At 73.6% G+C, this 17,862-nt stretch carries 14 protein-coding genes; 4 read left to right on the top strand and 10 right to left on the bottom strand.

Features of this window, described 5'->3' with window-relative positions; all coding sequences use genetic code 11:
• Nucleotides 1–45 precede the first annotated feature (45 nt).
• The gene (locus tag KLI87_RS35450) at nucleotides 46–1,041 is read left to right on the top strand and encodes an LLM class flavin-dependent oxidoreductase (protein ID WP_214620513.1); all 996 of its coding nucleotides are present in this window, start codon (nucleotides 46–48) and stop codon (nucleotides 1,039–1,041) included.
• 27 nt (nucleotides 1,042–1,068) lie between these two features.
• On the opposite strand, the gene KLI87_RS35445 is transcribed toward KLI87_RS35450, so the two are convergent.
• The 7 genes from KLI87_RS35445 to gabT form a co-directional block, all read right to left on the bottom strand.
• Complete coding sequence (locus KLI87_RS35445) at nucleotides 1,069–1,857, bottom strand: SDR family NAD(P)-dependent oxidoreductase (protein WP_156217956.1); 789 nt, start codon at nucleotides 1,855–1,857, stop codon at nucleotides 1,069–1,071.
• Nucleotide 1,858: 1 nt separating this feature from the next.
• The gene (locus KLI87_RS35440; RefSeq protein WP_308166454.1) at nucleotides 1,859–2,575 is read right to left on the bottom strand and encodes an ABC transporter ATP-binding protein; all 717 of its coding nucleotides are present in this window, start codon (nucleotides 2,573–2,575) and stop codon (nucleotides 1,859–1,861) included.
• Nucleotides 2,572–4,296, bottom strand: a complete 1,725-nt coding sequence (locus tag KLI87_RS35435) for an ATP-binding cassette domain-containing protein (protein WP_156217955.1) — start codon at nucleotides 4,294–4,296, stop codon at nucleotides 2,572–2,574. Before KLI87_RS35435 ends, KLI87_RS35440 begins: the two co-directional genes overlap by 4 nt.
• Complete coding sequence (locus tag KLI87_RS35430; RefSeq protein WP_156217954.1) at nucleotides 4,283–5,140, bottom strand: branched-chain amino acid ABC transporter permease; 858 nt, start codon at nucleotides 5,138–5,140, stop codon at nucleotides 4,283–4,285. The genes KLI87_RS35435 and KLI87_RS35430 overlap by 14 nt, the downstream gene beginning before the upstream one ends.
• Nucleotides 5,133–6,305 carry an ABC transporter substrate-binding protein gene (locus KLI87_RS35425; RefSeq protein WP_156217953.1) on the bottom strand — a complete coding sequence of 391 codons (1,173 nt, stop codon included), beginning with the start codon at nucleotides 6,303–6,305 and terminating at the stop codon, nucleotides 5,133–5,135. Before KLI87_RS35425 ends, KLI87_RS35430 begins: the two co-directional genes overlap by 8 nt.
• 1 nt (nucleotide 6,306) lies before the next feature.
• The gene (locus KLI87_RS35420) at nucleotides 6,307–8,007 is read right to left on the bottom strand and encodes an amidohydrolase (protein WP_156217952.1); all 1,701 of its coding nucleotides are present in this window, start codon (nucleotides 8,005–8,007) and stop codon (nucleotides 6,307–6,309) included.
• A gap of 168 nt (nucleotides 8,008–8,175) precedes the next feature.
• Entirely contained in the window at nucleotides 8,176–9,528 is a 1,353-nt protein-coding gene (gene gabT, locus KLI87_RS35415) for a 4-aminobutyrate--2-oxoglutarate transaminase (RefSeq protein ID WP_214620512.1), read from the bottom strand.
• Nucleotides 9,529–9,634: 106 nt separating this feature from the next.
• Here gabT and KLI87_RS35410 point away from each other — a divergent pair, with 106 nt between their 5' ends.
• Together KLI87_RS35410 and KLI87_RS35405 are read left to right on the top strand one after the other, a co-directional pair.
• Nucleotides 9,635–11,218, top strand: coding sequence for a PucR family transcriptional regulator (locus KLI87_RS35410; RefSeq protein WP_214620511.1), 1,584 nt, complete (start codon nucleotides 9,635–9,637; stop codon nucleotides 11,216–11,218).
• Nucleotides 11,219–11,222: 4 nt separating this feature from the next.
• Nucleotides 11,223–12,650 carry an aldehyde dehydrogenase family protein gene (locus KLI87_RS35405; RefSeq protein ID WP_156217949.1) on the top strand — a complete coding sequence of 476 codons (1,428 nt, stop codon included), beginning with the start codon at nucleotides 11,223–11,225 and terminating at the stop codon, nucleotides 12,648–12,650.
• 44 nt (nucleotides 12,651–12,694) lie between these two features.
• On the opposite strand, the gene KLI87_RS35400 is transcribed toward KLI87_RS35405, so the two are convergent.
• Entirely contained in the window at nucleotides 12,695–13,942 is a 1,248-nt protein-coding gene (locus tag KLI87_RS35400; protein ID WP_214620510.1) for a cytochrome P450, read from the bottom strand.
• A gap of 22 nt (nucleotides 13,943–13,964) precedes the next feature.
• Entirely contained in the window at nucleotides 13,965–15,326 is a 1,362-nt protein-coding gene (locus KLI87_RS35395; protein ID WP_214620509.1) for a glutamine synthetase family protein, read from the bottom strand.
• Between the two features lie 168 nt (nucleotides 15,327–15,494).
• On the opposite strand from KLI87_RS35395, the gene KLI87_RS35390 reads away from it, so the two are divergent.
• A complete protein-coding gene (locus KLI87_RS35390; protein WP_214620508.1) occupies nucleotides 15,495–16,283 on the top strand; it encodes an acetoacetate decarboxylase family protein in 789 nt (262 codons plus the stop codon).
• Here the strand turns inward: KLI87_RS35390 and KLI87_RS35385 are convergent.
• The gene (locus tag KLI87_RS35385) at nucleotides 16,280–17,740 is read right to left on the bottom strand and encodes an APC family permease (RefSeq protein ID WP_214620507.1); all 1,461 of its coding nucleotides are present in this window, start codon (nucleotides 17,738–17,740) and stop codon (nucleotides 16,280–16,282) included. The two genes, KLI87_RS35390 and KLI87_RS35385, sit on opposite strands and share 4 nt — an antisense overlap.
• Nucleotides 17,741–17,862: the final 122 nt, after the last annotated feature.

Here is a 17,862-nt window from a genome sequence, read left to right as displayed (position 1 = left end):
TTCGGAACGGGAAGAGGACGGCCGCCGGGCGGGTTGTCACCCGTTATGAGCGTCCCCTTCTCCGTTCTCGACCTGGCCCCCGTCGTCAGCGGCTCCACGTCCGGCCAGGCCCTGCGCAACACCCTCGACCTGGCCCGGTACGCCGAGCGGCTCGGCTTCCACCGCTACTGGCTCGCCGAGCACCACGCGATGCCGGGGATCGCCAGCTCCGCGACCGCCGTGCTGATCGGGCAGGTCGCGGCGGCCACGTCGGCGCTCCGGGTCGGATCGGGCGGGATCATGCTGCCGAACCACGCGCCGATGGTGGTCGCCGAGCAGTTCGGGACGCTTGAGGCCCTGTTCCCGGGACGCATCGACCTCGGCCTCGGCCGCGCCCCCGGCACCGACCAGGCGACCGCGCGGGCCCTGCGCCGCTCCCCCGACGCGCTCTCGGTGGACGACTTCCCCGAGCAGGTCGTCGAGCTGCGCGCCTACTTCGACGCCGCGAGCAAGGTGACCCCCGCCGCGGGCAACGAGCCGCCGGTCTGGCTGCTCGGGTCCAGCGGCTACAGCGCGCGGCTGGCCGGGCTGCTCGGGCTGCCGTTCGCGTTCGCGCACCACTTCAGCGCCGAGAACACGGTGCCCGCGCTGGCGCTGTACCGCGAGTCGTTCCGGCCGGGCGCGCTGGAGGAGCCGTACTCGATGATCGGCGTCTCGGTCACCGCCGCCGAGACCGACGAGGCGGCCCGCGAGATGGCCGCCCCGCAGGCGCTCGCGTTCCTGCGGCTGCGGCAGGGGAACCCGGGGCTGATGCCGACGCCCGAGGAGACCGCCGCGCACCCCTACACGCCGCTGGAGCGCCAGATGATCGACGCGCGGCTCGCCGACCAGGTGATCGGCGGCCCGGAGACCGTCCGCCGGCAGATGGACGCGCTCATCGAGCGGACGGCGGTCGACGAGGTCATGGTCACCACGATGGTGTACGACCACGCCGACCGCCTGCGCTCCTACGACATCCTCGCGGAGCTGTACCAGGACGCCCTGGCGCCGAGCCCCGCCTAGCCCCGCCTAGCCCCGCCTAGCCCGGGGCTAACGCGGACGGATCTGGAACTCGAACGGCACCGTGCCCGGGTCGGGGAGCGCGGTGCCGCCGTCGACGCTCAGCACGGCGCCGTTGACGTAGGACGCCTCGGGCCCGAGCAGCCACAGCACCGCCGCCGCGGCCTCCTCGGGCGTGCCCGCCCTGCGCTGCGGGACGAGCCGGGTGACCTCCTCGTAGGCTTCCTCGCGCCCGATGCCGTGCGGCGCGCCGAACTCCTCCATCTCCCGGTCGGACATCTCGGTGCGGATCCAGCCGGGGCACACCACGTTCGCGCGGACGCCGCGCGGCCCGTAGTCCGCCGCGATCGTCTGGGTGAGCATGGTCAGCCCCGCCTTGGACGTCGCATACGCGGCGACGCCCGTCGGGACCCGCAGCGCCGCCACCGAGGAGACCGCGACCAGCGACCCGCGCGCCTCGATCAGGTGCGGCAGCGCGGCCTTGGCCAGCAGGAACACCGACGTCAGGTTGGTGTCGATGGTGAGCTGCCAGTCCTGCGGCGAGAGGTCGAGCACGGCGCCGTTGCGCAGCGCGCCCGCGTTGGCGACGACGCCGTCCAGCCGTCCGTGCGCGGCGACGACGTCCTCGACCAGCTCGGCGACCGCGCCCGGGGAGGCGACGTCGCAGACCCGCGGCTCGGCGCCGCTGTCGGCCGCGACCCGCTCCAGCGCCTCCTTGCGGCGCCCGCAGATCACCACGTGGTCGTCCGCGGCGGCGCCGCGCGCGACGGCCGCCCCGATCCCGCTGCCGCCGCCGGTGACGATCAGCACCCGTCCCATCTCACGCTCCCTCTTCATCGACTCGGCCAGGTTCGCCCAGGTAGGCGGCGTGCAGGAGCTCCGGCGACTTGCGCAGCGGGGCCGCCGGGCCGCTGTGGGTGACCCGGCCGCCCGCCAGCACGTGCGCGGTGTCGGCGATCTCCAGCGCGAGCGTCGCGAACTGCTCGACGAGCAGCACCGCGACGCCCTCGTCGGCGAGCTGCCGGACGGCGGGCAGCAGCCGCTTCACGATCACCGGGGCGAGGCCGAGCGACATCTCGTCGATCAGCAGCACCGACGGCGACATCGCGAGCGCGCGGGCGAGCACGACCATCTGCTGCTCGCCGCCCGACAGCAGCCCGGCCGGGACGTCCATCCGCTTGTCCAGCTCGGGGAACAGCTCGGCGGTCCGGTCCGGGCCGCCGCCGCGCCGCACGACCCGCAGGTTCTCGGCGACGGTGAGCTGGGTGAACACCGTCCGGCCCTGCTCGACGAGCGCGATGCCGCGCCGGGCCCGCGCGACCCGGTCGAGCCCGGCGAGGTCGTCGCCGTCGCCGGTCAGCCGGCCCGAGGCGATCGGCAGCACGCCCGCCACCGCCTCCAGCAGCGTCGTCTTCCCGGCGCCGTTCGGGCCGAGCAGGACGGTCACCTCCCCGGCGGGCACGGTGAGCGTCACGTCGCGGACGATCGGTGCGGCGCCGCGCGCGACCGCGACGTCCTCCAGCTTCAGTTCCTTCACGTGAGTGCCACCTCGTCTCCCAGGTAGGCGCGGGCGACCTCGGGCCTGGCGAGCACCTCGGCGGGCGGTCCCGAGGCGATGACCGAGCCGAAGTCGAGGACGACGACGCTCGCGCAGGCCCGCCGGACCATGTCGAGGTCATGCTCGATCAGCAGCACGGACGCGCCGAACCGGGCGGGCACCTCCACGAGCCGGTCGGCGAGCGCGAGCGACTCGGCGTGCGCGAGGCCGGCGGCGGGCTCGTCCAGGATGATCAGCTTCGGCCGGGCCAGCAGCGCGGCGGCCACCTCCAGCAGGCGGCGGCTGCCGACGTCCAGGTCGAAGACGTGCGCGTTCAGGGCCGGGCAGCCGAGGAACGTGCGGACCTCCTCCAGTTCCTCCCGGGTGACCGAGCGGTGCGCGGCGAAGCGCAGGTAGGCGCCGACGGTGAGGCCGGTCGGGACGCGGTCCTGCTGGAAGGTGCGGCGCAGCCCGGCGGCGGCGCGGCGGTGCACGGGCATCCCGTCCAGCTTGCGGCCGTCGAGCGTGACCGACCCCGTCGCGGACGTGAGGAACCCCGACAGCGCGTCGGTGAGCGTGGACTTGCCCGCGCCGTTCGGCCCGATCAGCCCCATGACGGTGCCCTCGGGGACGACGAGGTCCACGTTCTCCAGCGCGACGACCTGCCCGAACCGGACGCCGAGGCCCTCGACCTCCAGCAGCGGCCTGGTCCCCAGCGGCGGCGCGCCGACGTCCTGCGACGGCCGGGGTTCGGGGACGCGCGCGGGTCTGCGCGCCCGCAGCCTGCGGGCCAGCCCCTCGCTGACGCTGCTGCCCTGCGAGAGCGCCTGGACGGCGCCGACGCCGAACAGCACGTTCGCCCAGTCCTGGTTGATCCCGGCGCGGCGGAAGATCTCCGGCACGAACGCGATCAGGACGCCGCCGAACAGCGCGCCGCCCACGTACTCGCTGCCCGCCATGACGGCGACGACGAACAGCGCCAGCGAGCTGATCGTGGTGAAGTTCTGCGCCGTGATCATGCCGACCTGCCCGGCGAGCAGCCCGCCCGCCAGGCCCGCGCCGAACGCGCTCAGCGCGAACGCCGACAGCTTGGCGCGGGCGACGCTCGTCCCGGACGCGGCGGTCGCGCGCTCGGAGAACCGGACGGCGCGCCACGCGGCGCCCATCCGGGTGCGGCCGAGCCACTCGACGCCGATCGCGGCGACGACGAACAGCACGCCCGCGTAGACGAAGTACTGCCGGTCGGTGGCGATGAACATCGGCCGCTCGACCTGCTCGAACGTCTCCACGCCGGGGAAGTTGACCGCCGCGATCACCACGTCGGCGGCCGCCGCGAACCCGAGCGTGACGACCGCGAGGTGGACGCCCCGCAGCCGCAGCGCCGGAAGCCCGATCAGCACGCCGAACGGCATCGCGGCGACACCGCCCGCGATCGTCCAGACGATCAGCCCGCCCGGCGCCTGCCAGACGTTGAGCTGGGCGACCGTCCACGCGCCGACCGCCGCGAACGCGAGTTGGCACAGCGAGTTCATCCCGGCGCGTCCGACGATGCCGAGGCCGAGCAGCGCGACCGCCGACACCAGCACCGACGTCGCGAGGAACAGCCAGTACTGCGGGACGACCGCCGCCGCGACCGCGATGACCAGCAGCGCGACGGCCGGCTGGGCGAGCGGGCCGAGCACCGACGCGGCCGGGTTGGCCTGCTTGTCAGCGAGCCGCATCCCACACCTCCCGCCTCTGGGACCAGATCAAGATGGCGAGGATCGCCAGGAACGGCACCGTGTCGCGGTACTGCTGCAACTCGGTGACGTGGGCCAGCGCGCCCTGGAGCGCGCCGAGCCCGAGGCCGCCCGCGACCGTCCGGCCGAGGCTGGTGAAGCCGCCGACCAGCGCCGCGGCGCCCGCCGGGATCACCATCAGCGCCAGCGACGTCTGGTCACTGGTCTGCTGCGGCGCGACGACCAGCAGCACGGCCGCCGCGAGCAGCCCGGTGACCGCCCACATCCCGACGCCGAGGCGGCGGGAGGGGATCGCGTGCAGCTCGGCGGTCGTCGGCCGCTCCGACAGCGCCCGCAGCCGCAGCCCGAGGACCGTCCGGGTGAGGACGAGCCACGCCGCGCCCGCGACCACCACCGAGCCGACCGCGCAGACGGCCGCCGCCTGCGTGACCGTGATGCCGTCCACGGTGAACAGCGAGCCGCCGAACTTGCCGGGCATCCGGCGCGGGTCGGTGCCGAACACCAGGTAGGAGACGGCGAGCAGGCCGACGAGGAACGCGATGGAGATCGCCGAGCGCTGGTCGGCGCCCGCCTCCCCGAACCACTTGCCCATCACCCAGCCGAGCACGGCGGCGACCAGCGTCGCGGCGAGCAGCCCCGCGAGCGCGGCGGCCCCGTAGGGCCAGCCGTGCTCGGAGGCGATCGCCATCGTGTAGACCCCGATCACGCCGATCGCGACCTGGGCGAAGTTGACGACCCTGACCAGGCGGAACATGAGCGTGAGGCAGAGCCCGAGTGCGGCGTAGGCGCCGCCGCCGGCGAGTCCGGCGATCGCTCCCTCAAGCATTGGGCAGCTTGACCCACTCGGGCGTCAGGACGCTCCAACCGCCCTTCGCGTCCGGCTTCACGAACTTGGCGGCGAGGTTGGAGGCGTGCGCGTCGCCGGTGCCGAACGCGAACGGCATGCCCGTCATGCCCGAGGGCAGCGGCTTGAGGTCCTCCATCGCCTTGGTGACCTTCTCGCGGGTGATGTCGCCCTTGATCGAGCGCAGCACCGTGACCAGGTGCTGGGCCGCGAGGTAGCCGCCCTGCGCGAACGCGGTGAGGGGCACCTTGTGCTTGGTCATCGTCGCCCGCCAGTCCTTGTTCGCGGCGGACTGCTCGTCGGTGTAGGGCTCGAACTCCGACAGCGCCACGACGTTCTTGCCGGCCGGGCCGAGGGCCTTGGACGCCTCGACCGTGTAGGTGGAGGCGAGGAACAGCCACTTGATGTTGTTGATCTTCTGCGCCTGCGCGGCCTTGACCCAGCCGATCGACATCGGCTCGACGCCGTTGAACAGCACGGCCTCGCAGCCGGCGCTGCGGGCGCGCAGCACGTAGGGGGTGAAGTCGGTGGTGGAGGCCGACAGGCTCAGGTCGTTGACCAGCAGCTTCTTACCGGTGATCTTGGACCAGCGGTCGACGCCCTCGCGGTAGGCGTTCGCGGTGCTGCCGATGATGGAGAAGAACGCGCAGATCTTGTTCAGCTTCAGCTTCTCGGACGCGTAGTACAGCGTCACGGTCGAGCCGAAGAACGGGCCGGTGTTGACCGGCGAGATGTTCGGCGAGGTGAAGCAGCCGGGGTCCACCCCGATGCCGCGCACGTCGGTGATCTTGTTGCGCTTGTAGAGCGGGCCGTTGACCTGGCAGTCGACGAGGCTCGCGCCGCCCGCGAGCGCGACGGCCTTCTTGTTCTGGATGACGTCGCGGGCGGCGAGCGCGGCGCTGGCCGGGTCGCCCTTGTCGTCGGCGGCGGTGTAGGCGATCTTGCGGCCGTTGATGCCGCCGTTCGCGTTGACGTCGTCGAACACGGCGCGGGCGGCCTGGGACGCCTCGGGAAAGGTGACCGGGCCGCTCAGCGTCGAGACCGAGCCGATGTTGATGGGCCCGGAGGCGGAGCCGGAGCTGTCGTCCGCGCATGCCGCCAGGGGCGCGACCAGGACGGCCGCGGCGAGGAGAGGTGCGATTCGCATGTCAGAGACCTTCGGTGCTGTGGACGATCCCGCCGTCGAAGACGGTCAGGGCGACGGGGACGTCCGGGAGGTCGTGGGGGTCGAGGGCGGTGAGCGTCCCGTCCAGGACGGTGACGTCGGCGGCCTTGCCGGGTTCGAGGGTGCCCTTCCAGTCCTCGGCGAAGTCCTGCCAGGCGGCGTTCACGGTGTAGGCGCGGACGGCCTCCGGCAGCCCGACGCGCTGCTCGGGGCCGAACGTCCGGCCGCTGGCCTTGGACTCGCGCAGCAGCATCGCCGCCACGCCCTGCCGCCAGTTGGGCGAGGCGACGGGCGCGTCCGAGCTGGCGGTGACCGGGATACCGGCCTCGATCGCCGATCGGACGGGATACTGGTAGGCCGCCCGCTCATGGCCGAGCTGCTCCTCCAGCATGTCAACGATCATCCATTTGATCGCCGGGTTCATGTTCGCGCCGAAGCCGTGCCGGGCGAGCTTGCGCATGCTCTGCGGCCCGAGCAGGTCGGCGTGGATCACGTAGTGGCGCGGGTCGTCGCGGGGGTGCTCGGCCTGCGCGGCCTCGAAGGCGTCCACGACGGCGTCGATGGCGCGGTCCCCGGTGACGTGCACGCCGAGCTGGTGGCCGGCGACGTGCGCGAGCCGGATCATCTCGTTCAGCTCGCGGGTGCGCAGCGCGTCGGCGGCGCCGTGCACGCACAGGCAGCCGAAGTCGCCGCCGGGGTACTGGTCGCGCATCCACGCGGTCTCGTTGGGCGGGATGCCGTCGGCGAACAGCTTCACGCCGATGACGTTGAGGATGCGCGGGTCGACGTCCTGCGGGGTCTTCGCGTTCGCGAGCCCCTCGGCGATCTCGGCGGCCGAGCCGCTCATCCCGGTCAGCAGCAGCAGGACGCTGACGCGCGCGCCGAGGTCGCCGGCGCGGGCGAGGTCGCCGTAGACGTCCAGGGTGAGCTGGCTCGCGGCGCCCGCGAACAGGCTCTTGCCGCCCGGGCCGAGGCCCGGCTCGGTGTAGCTGGTGATCCCCTCCCGCTGGAGGGCGCCCACCGCCTCGCGGATCGCCTGCTCGATCTGGGCGCGGGTGTAGGCCGGCAGGTGCCGCTGGAGGAGGTCCTGCGCGCCCTCGGCGAGCAGGCCGGTCGGGTTGCCGGCGCCGTCCACGTGGATGCGGCCGCCCTCCGGCGACTCGCTGTCGGCGGTGATCCCGGCGAGTTCCAGCGCCCGCGTGTTGGCCCAGGTGAGGTGGCCGCTGAAGTCCTGGAGGTACACGGGGTGGGACGGGGCGACCGCGTCGAGGTCGGTGCGGTTCGGCATCCGCCCGCCGTCGAGGCACTCGGTCAGGTAGCCGGGGTCCCAGCCGTTCCCGCGGATCCACTCGCCCTCGGGGGTGCGGGACGCCGCCTCCTTCACGGTGGCGACGATGTCGGCGATCGAGAGGACCGCCGGGTGCGCCACGTCCAGGGCGAGCGGCGGGCGGTTGACGCCGAACGCGCAGCCGTGCAGGTGCGAGTCGTTGATGCCGGGCAGGGCCGTGCGCCCGCGCAGGTCGACGACCTGGGTGCGGGGGCCGGCCAGCGCGCGTACGTCCTCGGTCGAACCGACCGCTGTGATCTTCCCGCCGGTGATGGCCACAGCCTGCGCCACCGAGAACCGCGCGTCGGCCGTGAGGACCTCGCCGTCCAGTAGCACCAGGTCCGGGGAGTGGTTCATGTGCGCCCCTGCTCCTTAATTTGGGCCCAAACGTATGGCGAACGTATGGGGCCAAACGATGAACGGTCAATCACGAACCTATAACAGAGTGACGCACTTCACTTCCCACTGGGCAGCATAAGGCCACCGGTCCCCCTACCGGGGGCCGGTGGCCGGCGTTTGCGCAGGTCAGCCCGCGAACGCCTCCTCAAGGACGTCGAGGCCCTCCAGCAGCAGGTGCTCCGGGATGACGAGCGGCGGCAGGAACCTCAGGACGTTCCCGTACGTCCCGGCCGTGAGCACGAGCAGCCCCTTCGCGTGGCAGCGGCGGGCGATCTCGGCGGTGAGCGCCGGGTCGGGCTCCTTGGTGCCCCCCCGGACGAGTTCGATCGCCACCATCGCGCCGCGCCCGCGCACGTCGCCGATCGCGCCGTACCGTCCCGCCAGCGCGCGGAGCCGGGGCAGCATGACCTCGCCGATCCGGCGGGCCCGCTCGGTGAGCTTGCCCTCCTCGATCTCCTCCAGGACGGCCAGCGCCGCCTCGCAGGCCAGCGGGTTGCCGCCGTAGGTGCCGCCGAGGCCGCCGCCGTGCACGCTGTCCATGATCTCGGCGCGGCCGGTGACGCCCGCCAGCGGCAGCCCACCCGCGATGCCCTTCGCCGTCACGACGAGGTCGGGGACGATCCCCTCGTGCTCGCAGGCGAACAGGTCGCCCGTCCGCGCGAACCCGGTCTGCACCTCGTCGGCGACGAACACGATGCCGTTGGCCCGGCAGAACTCCGCGATCGCGGGCAGGAACCCGGGCGCGGGCTCGATGAACCCGCCCTCGCCCTGGATCGGCTCCACCACGACCGCCGCCACGCTCCGCGCGCCGATCTGCTTGGAGATCTGGTCGATCGCCTGCGCCGCCGCCTCCGGGCCGCAGTTCTCCGGCCCGGACGGCCACCGGAACGGGTACGCCAGCGGCATCCTGTACACCTCGGGCGCGTACGGGCCGAACCCGTGCTTGTAGGGCATGCTCTTGGCGGTCAGCGTCATCGTCAGCAGCGTCCGGCCGTGGTAGCCGTGGTCGAACACCACCACGGCCTGCCGCCCGGTCGCGTACCGCGCGATCTTGACGGCGTTCTCCACCGCCTCCGCGCCGCTGTTGACCAGGAACGACCGCTTCTCGTGGTCGCCGGGCGTGATCCGGTTGAGGTTCTCGCAGACCCGCACGTAGGACTCGTAGGGCGCGACCATGAAGCACGTGTGCGTGAACCGGTCCGCCTGCGCCTTGACCCGCTCGGCGACGCGCGGGTTGGCGTTGCCGACGCCGGTCACCGCGATGCCCGAGCCGAAGTCGATCAGGCTGTTGCCGTCCGCGTCGACGACCACGCCGCCGCCCGCGTCCGTCACGTAGACCGGCAGGACGCTGCCGACCCCCGGCGGCACCGCCGCGGCGCGGCGCTCCTGCAACTCCCGGGAGCGCGGCCCCGGGATCTCGGTCACGACGCGGCGCTCCTGCGGCAGGCGGCTCGAACCGCCGGAATCCTGGCTGGTCATGGCGCGAACATAAGCCGGACCGCGCCTACGATGAACCGTACGGGACGGCGAAATCCGCCCGCCCGGATGGACACCCTGCACAGAACCGCCGGACTAAGGAACCGCGATGCCGCCCACCCTCGCCGCCGTGGCCGCGCTGCCGCAGCTCGGCCTGCGGGTGCTCACCGGCCCGCGCGTCCCCGACACTCCGGTCGTCTGGGTCGCGGTCAGCGAGCTGGAGGACCCGACGCCCTTCCTGGAGGGCGGCGAGCTGGTGCTCACCACCGGCATGCGGCTGACCCCGGCGGGCGCCGCCCGCTACGTCGACCGGCTGGTCGGGCGCGGTGTCGCCGGGCTCGGCTTCGCGGTCGGGGTGATCCACGCCGAGGTCCCGCCCGAGCTGCTCGCCGCCGCCCGCGACCGCGGCCTCGTGCTGCTGGAGGTGCCGCGCCCGACCCCGTTCATCGCGGTCGGCAAGGCCGTGTCCCGCATGCTGGCGGCCGAGTGGTACGAGGACGTCACCCGCGCCTTCGGGGCCCAGCGCGAGCTGACCCGCGCCGCGCTCGCCGGGCCCGGCCCCCTCGTCGCCCGCCTCGCGCGGCTGCTCGACGGCTGGGCGCTGCTGCTCGACCCGTCCGGCGCCGTCCGGCACGCCGAGCCCGCCGCCGCCCGCGACCGCGCCGGGGCCCTGGCCGCCGACCTGGCGCGGCTGCGCGGCCCGAACGCCCGCCCCGCCGACGGCGCGCTGGCGAGCGTCGCGCTGTCGGTGCCGGGTGAGAACATCGTCCTGCAACGGGTCGGGCTGAGCGGCAGGCCGCGCGGCTTCCTCGCGGTGGGCACCGAGGCGCCCCTCCCCCATGTCGCGCACACGATCGTGGGCGCGGCCGTCGCGCTGCTGACCCTCCAGTCCGAGGCGCCGCGCACGGGCCGCGAGACCCGGGCGGCGCTCGGCGCGCTGCTGCTCGGGCTGCCCCCGGCGGGCCCGGCCGTGCCGCGCGGGCCCGTCCGCGTGCTGGCGTGCGCGGGCCCCGTCCTGGACGCGCTGGACTCCGACCCGTCCGGCGAGCGCTGCCTGGCCGTCCCGCTGCCGGGCCCCGGCCGCCGGACCGCCGTCATCGTCCCCGACGACCTGACCGACACCGTCACCTCGCTCTTGGCCCCGCCCCCACCGGCGTCAGCCCCGCCGGTGTCGGCGCCACCGGCCTCGACCGCGCCGACCTCAAGCCCCCCGGCCGTCACCGGCCCGGTCGGGGTGAGCGACCCGGTCACCATGGCGACCGCGCGGGGCGGCGAGCTGGAGACCGCCCTCCAGCAGGCGGAGGAGGCGCGGAGCGCGGCCCGGCGCCACGGAAGGCCCGTGCTCCGCTACGCCGACCTCCCCGGCCAGGGGCTGCTCGGCCTGCTCGACCCCGGCGCGGCCCGCGGCTTCGCAACCGGCCTGCTCGCGCCGCTGCGCGCGGAGGGCCTGGTGGAGACGCTGCGGGCCTACGTCGCGGCGAACGGGCAGGGCGAGGCGGCGGCGCGGGCGCTCGGCGTCCACCGGCACACGCTGCGGGCGCGGATGCGCAAGGCCGCCGAGCTCCTCGACCGCGACCCCGACGACCCGGCCGTCCGCGCTGAGCTGTGGATCGCGCTGGCCGTGGCGTCCAGCGAGGACGACCGGATTGGACATCCTGGAGCCTCGCGTTCCGGCCCGCCGGAGATAGCGTGAGCGCATGAACGTGACCCCATTCTGGCTGGCCGGCCGGGCCGAGACCGGTGCCGGCGAGCTGACCGTGACGCACCCCTACGACGGCCGGGTGGTCGGGACCGTCGCCGTGCCGACGCCGGAGCAGGTGGAGGAGGCGCTGGCGGCGGCCGACGCGGTCCGCGCCGAGGCGGCGGCGCTGCCCCTGCACGTCCGCGCCGAGGCCCTCGCGCACGTGTCGGCGCGGCTCGCCGAGCGCGCCGACGAGGTCGCCCGGCTGATCACCGCCGAGAACGGCAAGCCGCTGCTGTGGGCGCGCGGCGAGGTGGCCCGCGCGGTCTCCACGTTCCGGTTCGCGGCCGAGGAGACCCGCCGGTTCAGCGCCACCACCCAGCGGCTCGACACCGACCCCGCGGCCGAGGGGCGGATGGCCTACATCACCCGCGTCCCCAAGGGCCCGGTGCTCGGCATCTCCCCGTTCAACTTCCCGCTCAACCTGGCCGCGCACAAGATCGCCCCGGCGATCGCGGTGGGCACGCCGATCGTGCTGAAGCCCGCCCCCGCGACGCCGCTGTCGGCGCTCCTGCTCGGCGAGCTGCTCGCCGAGACCGACCTGCCCGCCGGGATGTTCTCCGTCCTGACCGTCCCGAACGACCGCGCCGCCGCGCTCGTGGACGACCCGCGCCTGCCGATCGTGTCGTTCACCGGCTCGGTGCCCGTCGGCTGGGCGATCAACGACCAGGTGCCCCGCAAGCACGTCACGCTCGAACTCGGCGGCAACGGCGCGGCGGTCGTCCTGCCCGACGCCGACCTCGACTGGGCCGCCAAGCGGATCGGCCTGTTCTCCAACTACCAGGCCGGGCAGAGCTGCATCGCCGTCCAGCGCGTCTACGTGGACCGCTCCGTCTACGAGGCGTTCCTGCCGAAGCTGGTCGAGACCGTCGGCGGCCTGGTCACCGGCGACCCGTGGGACGACAAGACCCAGGTCGGCCCGCTGGTCAGCCAGGACGCCGCCGAGCGCGTCGAGTCCTGGGTGGACGAGGCCGTCGCCGCCGGGGCGAAGATCCTGGCCGGCGGCACCCGCGAGGGCGCGGCCTACGCGCCGACCGTCCTCACCGACGTCCCCGCCGACGCCAAGGTGTCGCGCGAGGAGATCTTCGGCCCGGTCATGGTCGTCCAGCCCGTGGACGGTGTCGACGAGGCGTTCGCGCTGGTCAACGACTCCAAGTTCGGCCTCCAGGCGGGCGTGTTCACCCGGAGCCTCGACATCGCGTTCCGCGCCCACCGCGAGCTGGAGGTCGGCGGCGTCGTCATCGGCGACGTGCCGTCCTACCGCGCCGACCAGATGCCCTACGGCGGCGTCAAGGACTCGGGCGTGGGCCGCGAGGGCCTCCGCTCCGCCATGGCCGACTACACGGAGGAGAAGGTCCTGATCTTCACCGGCCTCCCCCTCTGAAACGCCGGACGCGGGGCCCTATACAGGGCCCCGCTTTCGTCTGTTCAGGCGAGGGTCACGGTCACCGGCATCTCCTTGATGCCGTTCACGAAGTTGGAGCGGACGCGGCGGACGTCCCCCGCGAGGCTGATGCCGGCCAGGCGGGGCAGCAGCTCCTCGAACATCACGCGCATCTCCAGGCGGGCCAGCGCGGCGCCCATGCAGTAGTGCGGGCCGCCCTTCCCGAACGTGATGTGGTCGTTCGGGGTGCGGGTGACGTCGAACCGGCCGGCGTCCGCGAAGACGTCCTCGTCGCGGTTGCCGGAGGCGAACCACAGGACGACCTTGTCGCCCTCGCGGATCGCGGTGCCGTTCACCTCGGTGTCGCGGGTCGCGGTGCGGCGGAAGTGGTAGACGGGCGAGGACCAGCGGAGGAACTCCTCCACGGCGGTGGGCATCCGGGCGAGGTCGGCGCGCAGCAGGTCCGCCTGGTCGGGGTGGTCGATCAGCGCGCGCATGGTGTGGGTGATGGCGTGCCGGGTGGTCTCGTTGCCCGCGACGACCAGCAGCAGGAAGTAGTTGTCGAAGTCGCGGGCCGAGAGGGGCTCGCCGTCGATCGGGGCCTGGTTGACCAGGCGGCTGACGAGGTCGGTGGCCGCGCCGCCGCGGCGCCGGGCGGCCAGCTCGCGGCCGTACTCGAAGACCTCCAGCGACGCGGGGCTGCGGAAGGGCAGGTCGCGGTAGCGCTCGCTCTCGGCGCTGTGCAGCAGGACGTCGGCGTAGTCGGGGTCGGTGTTGGCGATGATCCGGTTGCCCCAGTCGATGAGGCGCTGGGTGTCGTCGTCCGGGACGTCCAGCATGCGGGCCAGGACGTTGATCGGGAAGTCGGCCGCGACCTCCGCGACGAAGTCGAAGGTGCCCTTGGCCAGCGCCCTGTCGAGGGTGCGGGCGGTGAGGCCGCGCAGGAACGTCTCGTAGCCGGCGACGGCGCGGGGGGTGAACTCGCGGGACAGGATCCGGCGGAGCGCCAGGTGGCGGGGGCCGTCGGTCTCCAGCATCGAGCGGCGGATCGCGGCCTGCCGCTCGTCCACCTCTTCGAGGTTGACGAACCTCTCCGAGGTGAAGGTGGCCTGGTCGCGGTCGGCGGCGACGATGTCGGCGTGCCGGGTCAGCGACCAGAAGCCGCCGCCGTCCTCCTCGGGGTTCCAGTGGACGGGCGCGGAGCGGCGCAGCGTCTCGAACATCCGCCAGGGGGTCTCGTCGTCCAGGAAGTGGTCGGGGTCGGCGAGGTCGACGAAGGTGTCGATCGGCAACGGGGGGCTCCTTGTCCGGGGGTCACAGGTGGTAGGCGTACTCGCCGAACTCCCAGTCGGTCACATGGCGGTGGAAGCGGGCGACCTCGTCGCGCTTGTAGGTGAGGAACGCCGAGACGAACTCCTCGCCGAGCACCTCGACCAGGGCGGTGTCGGCGGCGAGGGCGTCCAGCGCGGTCGGCAGGTCGCCGGGCAGGACGGGGGCCTTGGTGGCGTCGTAGCCGTAGCCTTCGAGCGGCGCGGGCGCGCTGAGCTTGTCGCGGACGCCCAGGTAGACGGCGGCGAGCAGGCCCGCGATGCCGAGGTAGGGGTTGGCGGAGGCGTCCCCGAGGCGGACCTCCAGGCGGGACGCGGCGCCGCGCTCGGGCGGGATCCGCACCATCGCGCTGCGGTTGTCCAGGCCCCAGTCGATCAGCCAGGGCGCGAGCGAGTCGGGGCCGAACCGCTTGTAGGAGTTGATCGTCGGGTTGAACAGCGCGGCGAGCGCGGGCGCGTGCTCCAGGACGCCCGCGATGGCCTGGTGCGCGGTCTCGGACAGGCCGTCGGGGCCCTCGCCCTGGAAGAGGTTGCGGCCCTCGGCGTCCAGGCACGACAGGTGGACGTGGAAGCCGGAGCCGCCCTCGTCGTTGAACGGCTTGGCCATGAACGTGGCGAGCAGGCCGTCGGCCCGCGCGAGCTCCTGGACGGCGGCCTTGAACCGGAACGCGCGGTCGGCGGCGTCCAGCGCGGCGGAGTGGTCGAGGTTGATCTCGAACTGGCCGCCGCCGAACTCGTGGTTGCCCATCGTGACGCCGAGCCCGAGGTCGCGCAGGTGGCGCAGGGTGCGCAGCAGGTGCCCGCCGGTGTCGCCCTTGCGTCCGGCGGTGTAGACGTTCCCGGGCGCGTCGCTGTAGCGGCGCCAGCCGGACGGCGCGGAGGGGTCGGGCTCGCAGACGTAGTACTCCAGCTCGGGCCCGACGACCGGGTCGAGCCCGAGTTCGGCGATCTTGTCGATGGCGCGGCGCAGCACCTCGCGCGGCGCCTCGGCGGCGGGCTCGGCGCCGTCCGGCTCGAAGGCGTCGCCCAGGCAGGACGCGACGCCCTCCTCCCACGGCACGGTCACCAGCGTCGACAGGTCGGGGCGGATGCAGATGTCCGGCAGGCCCGCGTCGAGCCCGCCCGCGACCTCGACCGTGTCGCCCCGGGGGGTCGTGTGGTAGATCGCCCGGCAGAACGACAGGCCGTGCTCCATCACCGACGGCAGCCGCTCCACGAGCACGTCCCGCGCGCGTTCGACGCCGATCAGGTCGGTGAAGGAGACGCGGACGACGTCGACGCCGTGCGCGGTGAGCCGTTCCACCACCTGGTGGACGTCGCGGTCTGCTGCGGGGTCCTGTCGACTCACGCCGGGCTCTCCCTCTCGACGGGCTTTCGTTTGGGCTCAAACCATATGGCGGCCCGGGGTCTGTGACAAGACTCCCTGGCCACGGGTACTGATCACCAGTGGCCGGGTGGCGAAACCGCACCGCAGGGCCTATCGTACGGACCCAAACGACATTCCAGGAGGAGCGCGGTGGCATCCGTCCGAGGTTTCCTGTTCCCGAAGACCGCGACAGGCCGGTCGTCGCTGATCCCGAACCCGCCGTGGCACTACTCGGGCGACCTGCTCACCGTCGAGTACCGCACCGACCCGGCCCGCGTCGCCGCGCTGCTGCCCGCGCCCCTGTCCCCGGCCCCCGAGGACCCGGGCGCCGTCGCGATCATCTGGGCCGACTGGCAGTCGTGCTCGGAGTCCGGCGAGGAGCTGCTCGACCCCGTCCGGGCGCAGTACAAGGAGTGCTTCGTCGTGGTCCGCTGCTCGTTCGAGGGCCGGACGTACTCCCGCTGCGTCTACATCTGGGTCGACAAGGACTTCGCCATCGGGCGCGGCCTGCACCAGGGCTACCCGAAGAAGCTCGGCTCGATCCACCAGACCCGCCCCCACCCCTACGGGCAGGGCGCGCCCCGCATCGCCGCCGGCGGCCGGTTCGGCGCGACGCTCGCCGCCGCCGACCGCCGCCTCGCCGAGGCCGTCGTAACGCTGCGCGAGCCGTCGGAGACCAACGGGTTCGTCAACGGGCACCCGATGGCGCACCACCGCTTCCTGCCCTCGATCGAGCCCGGTCAGCCGCCCGCGCTGGACGAGCTGGTCGAGTCGGGCGCCGCGTCGTTCGAGGCCGGCCCCGCCTGGAGGGGCGAGGCCGACCTCCGCCTGTTCGACTCCCCCACCGAGGAGCTGACCGACCTCGCGGTGGAGGAGGTCATCGGCGCCTACTACCGCCAGGTCGGCGTGGTCTGGAACGGCGGCCGCCGCCTCGCCTAGGCTCCCGCGCCGATGCGGGCGTAGGCGTCGGGGCGGGCGGCGCGCAGGTACGCGGCGAACGCCGCGCCCAGCGCGGCGGCGACGAAGATCAGCCCCGGCAGCACCCAGGTGAGCGGCGAGCCCTTCTCGGCGCCGAGCAGCGCGTCGAAGTTGAGCAGGCTGACGACGAAGACGGCGCCCAGGCCGAGGAAGGCCAGCGCGGGCGCCGCGAGGCGGTTCCAGGTGTTCTCGCCCCGGTGGTCGCGCGCGAAGTAGCCGACCACCGAGGCCGAGGTGAGGGCCAGCAGCGCGATCACGCCGAGGGCGCCGAGGTTGGTGAACCAGTTGAACAGGCTCAGCACCGGGTCCTCGCCCGCGAGCGCGAACACCGCGACCACCCCTGCCGCCAGGGCGGTCTGGGTCGCCGAGCCGACGTGCGGGGACCCGTGCCGGGCGTGGGTGCGGCTGAGCGGGGACGGCAGCACGCCCTCGCGTCCGAGTGAGAAGAAGTAGCGCGCGACGGCGTTGTGGAACGACAGCAGCGCCGCGAACAGGCTCGTGATCAGGAAGATCTGCGCGAGGTCGGAGAAGAGCCCGCCGACGTGCTCCTCGGCCAGGACGAACACGAGCGCGGGCCCGTCCTTCCGCGCCCGCGCGATGATCTGGGACGAGCCGGTCCCCACGGTCATCGCCCACGCGGTGAACGCGTAGAACACGCCGATCACGGCGACGGCGACGTAGGTGGCGCGGCCGACGGTCCGGCGCGGGTCGCGGCACTCCTCGCTGTAGAGGGCGGCGGCCTCGAAGCCCATGAAGCTCGCCATCGCGAAGCAGAACGCGGCCCCGGTCGCGCCGGTGGTGGCGGCGTCGAGGCCGAGCGGGGCGGCCGACACGCCGTCCGGCGCGTCCGCGAGTTGGGCGGCGTCGAACACAAGGACGGTCAGGAACTCGACCGCGAGCAACACGCCGAGGACGCGGGCGTTGAGATCGACGCGGCGGAAGCCGAGGACCGCGACCACCGCGACCCCGGCGAGCGCGACCGCCCACCAGGGCGGGTCGAGGTCGGTCCTGGTCCTGAGGAAGTCGGCGGTGGTGAAGCCGAACAGGCCGTACAGGCCGATCTGCATGGTGTTGTAGGAGACGAGGGCCACGAACGCGGCGCCGACGCCGGCGACGCGCCCGAGGCCGTGGGTCACGTAGGCGTAGAACGCGCCCGCGTTCGCGACCGAGCGGCTCATCGCCGCGTAGCCGCCGGTGAAAACGGTGAGCAGCACCGCCAGCACGACGTACAGCAGCGGGATTCCGGTCACCCCGGTGACGGCGAAGGAGGTCGGCAGGCCGCCGGCGGCGACGGTCAGCGGGGCGGACGCGGCGACGACGAAGAATACGATCTCGGGGACGCCGATGCGGCGCCGTCCGGACGCGCCGGACGAGGGGGGCGACGGGGACGAGGGGGGCGCGGCTTCCGGGATCGCCATGGGCAGCTCCAGTGCCGGTGCGGACCCTCGGGGAATATTCGTTTGGGCCCGCACGAGATGCGGATTGCGGGAGATCGTACGGGCCCGAACAATGACGGACAAGAGTAGATTCACCTTTCGGC

The sequence above is a fragment of the Actinomadura sp. NEAU-AAG7 genome (assembly GCF_018603865.1).
Lineage (GTDB): Bacteria > Actinomycetota > Actinomycetes > Streptosporangiales > Streptosporangiaceae > Spirillospora > Spirillospora litoris.
Note: the sequence above shows the minus strand (reverse complement) of the source record. Positions and strands in the feature narration are given on the sequence as shown.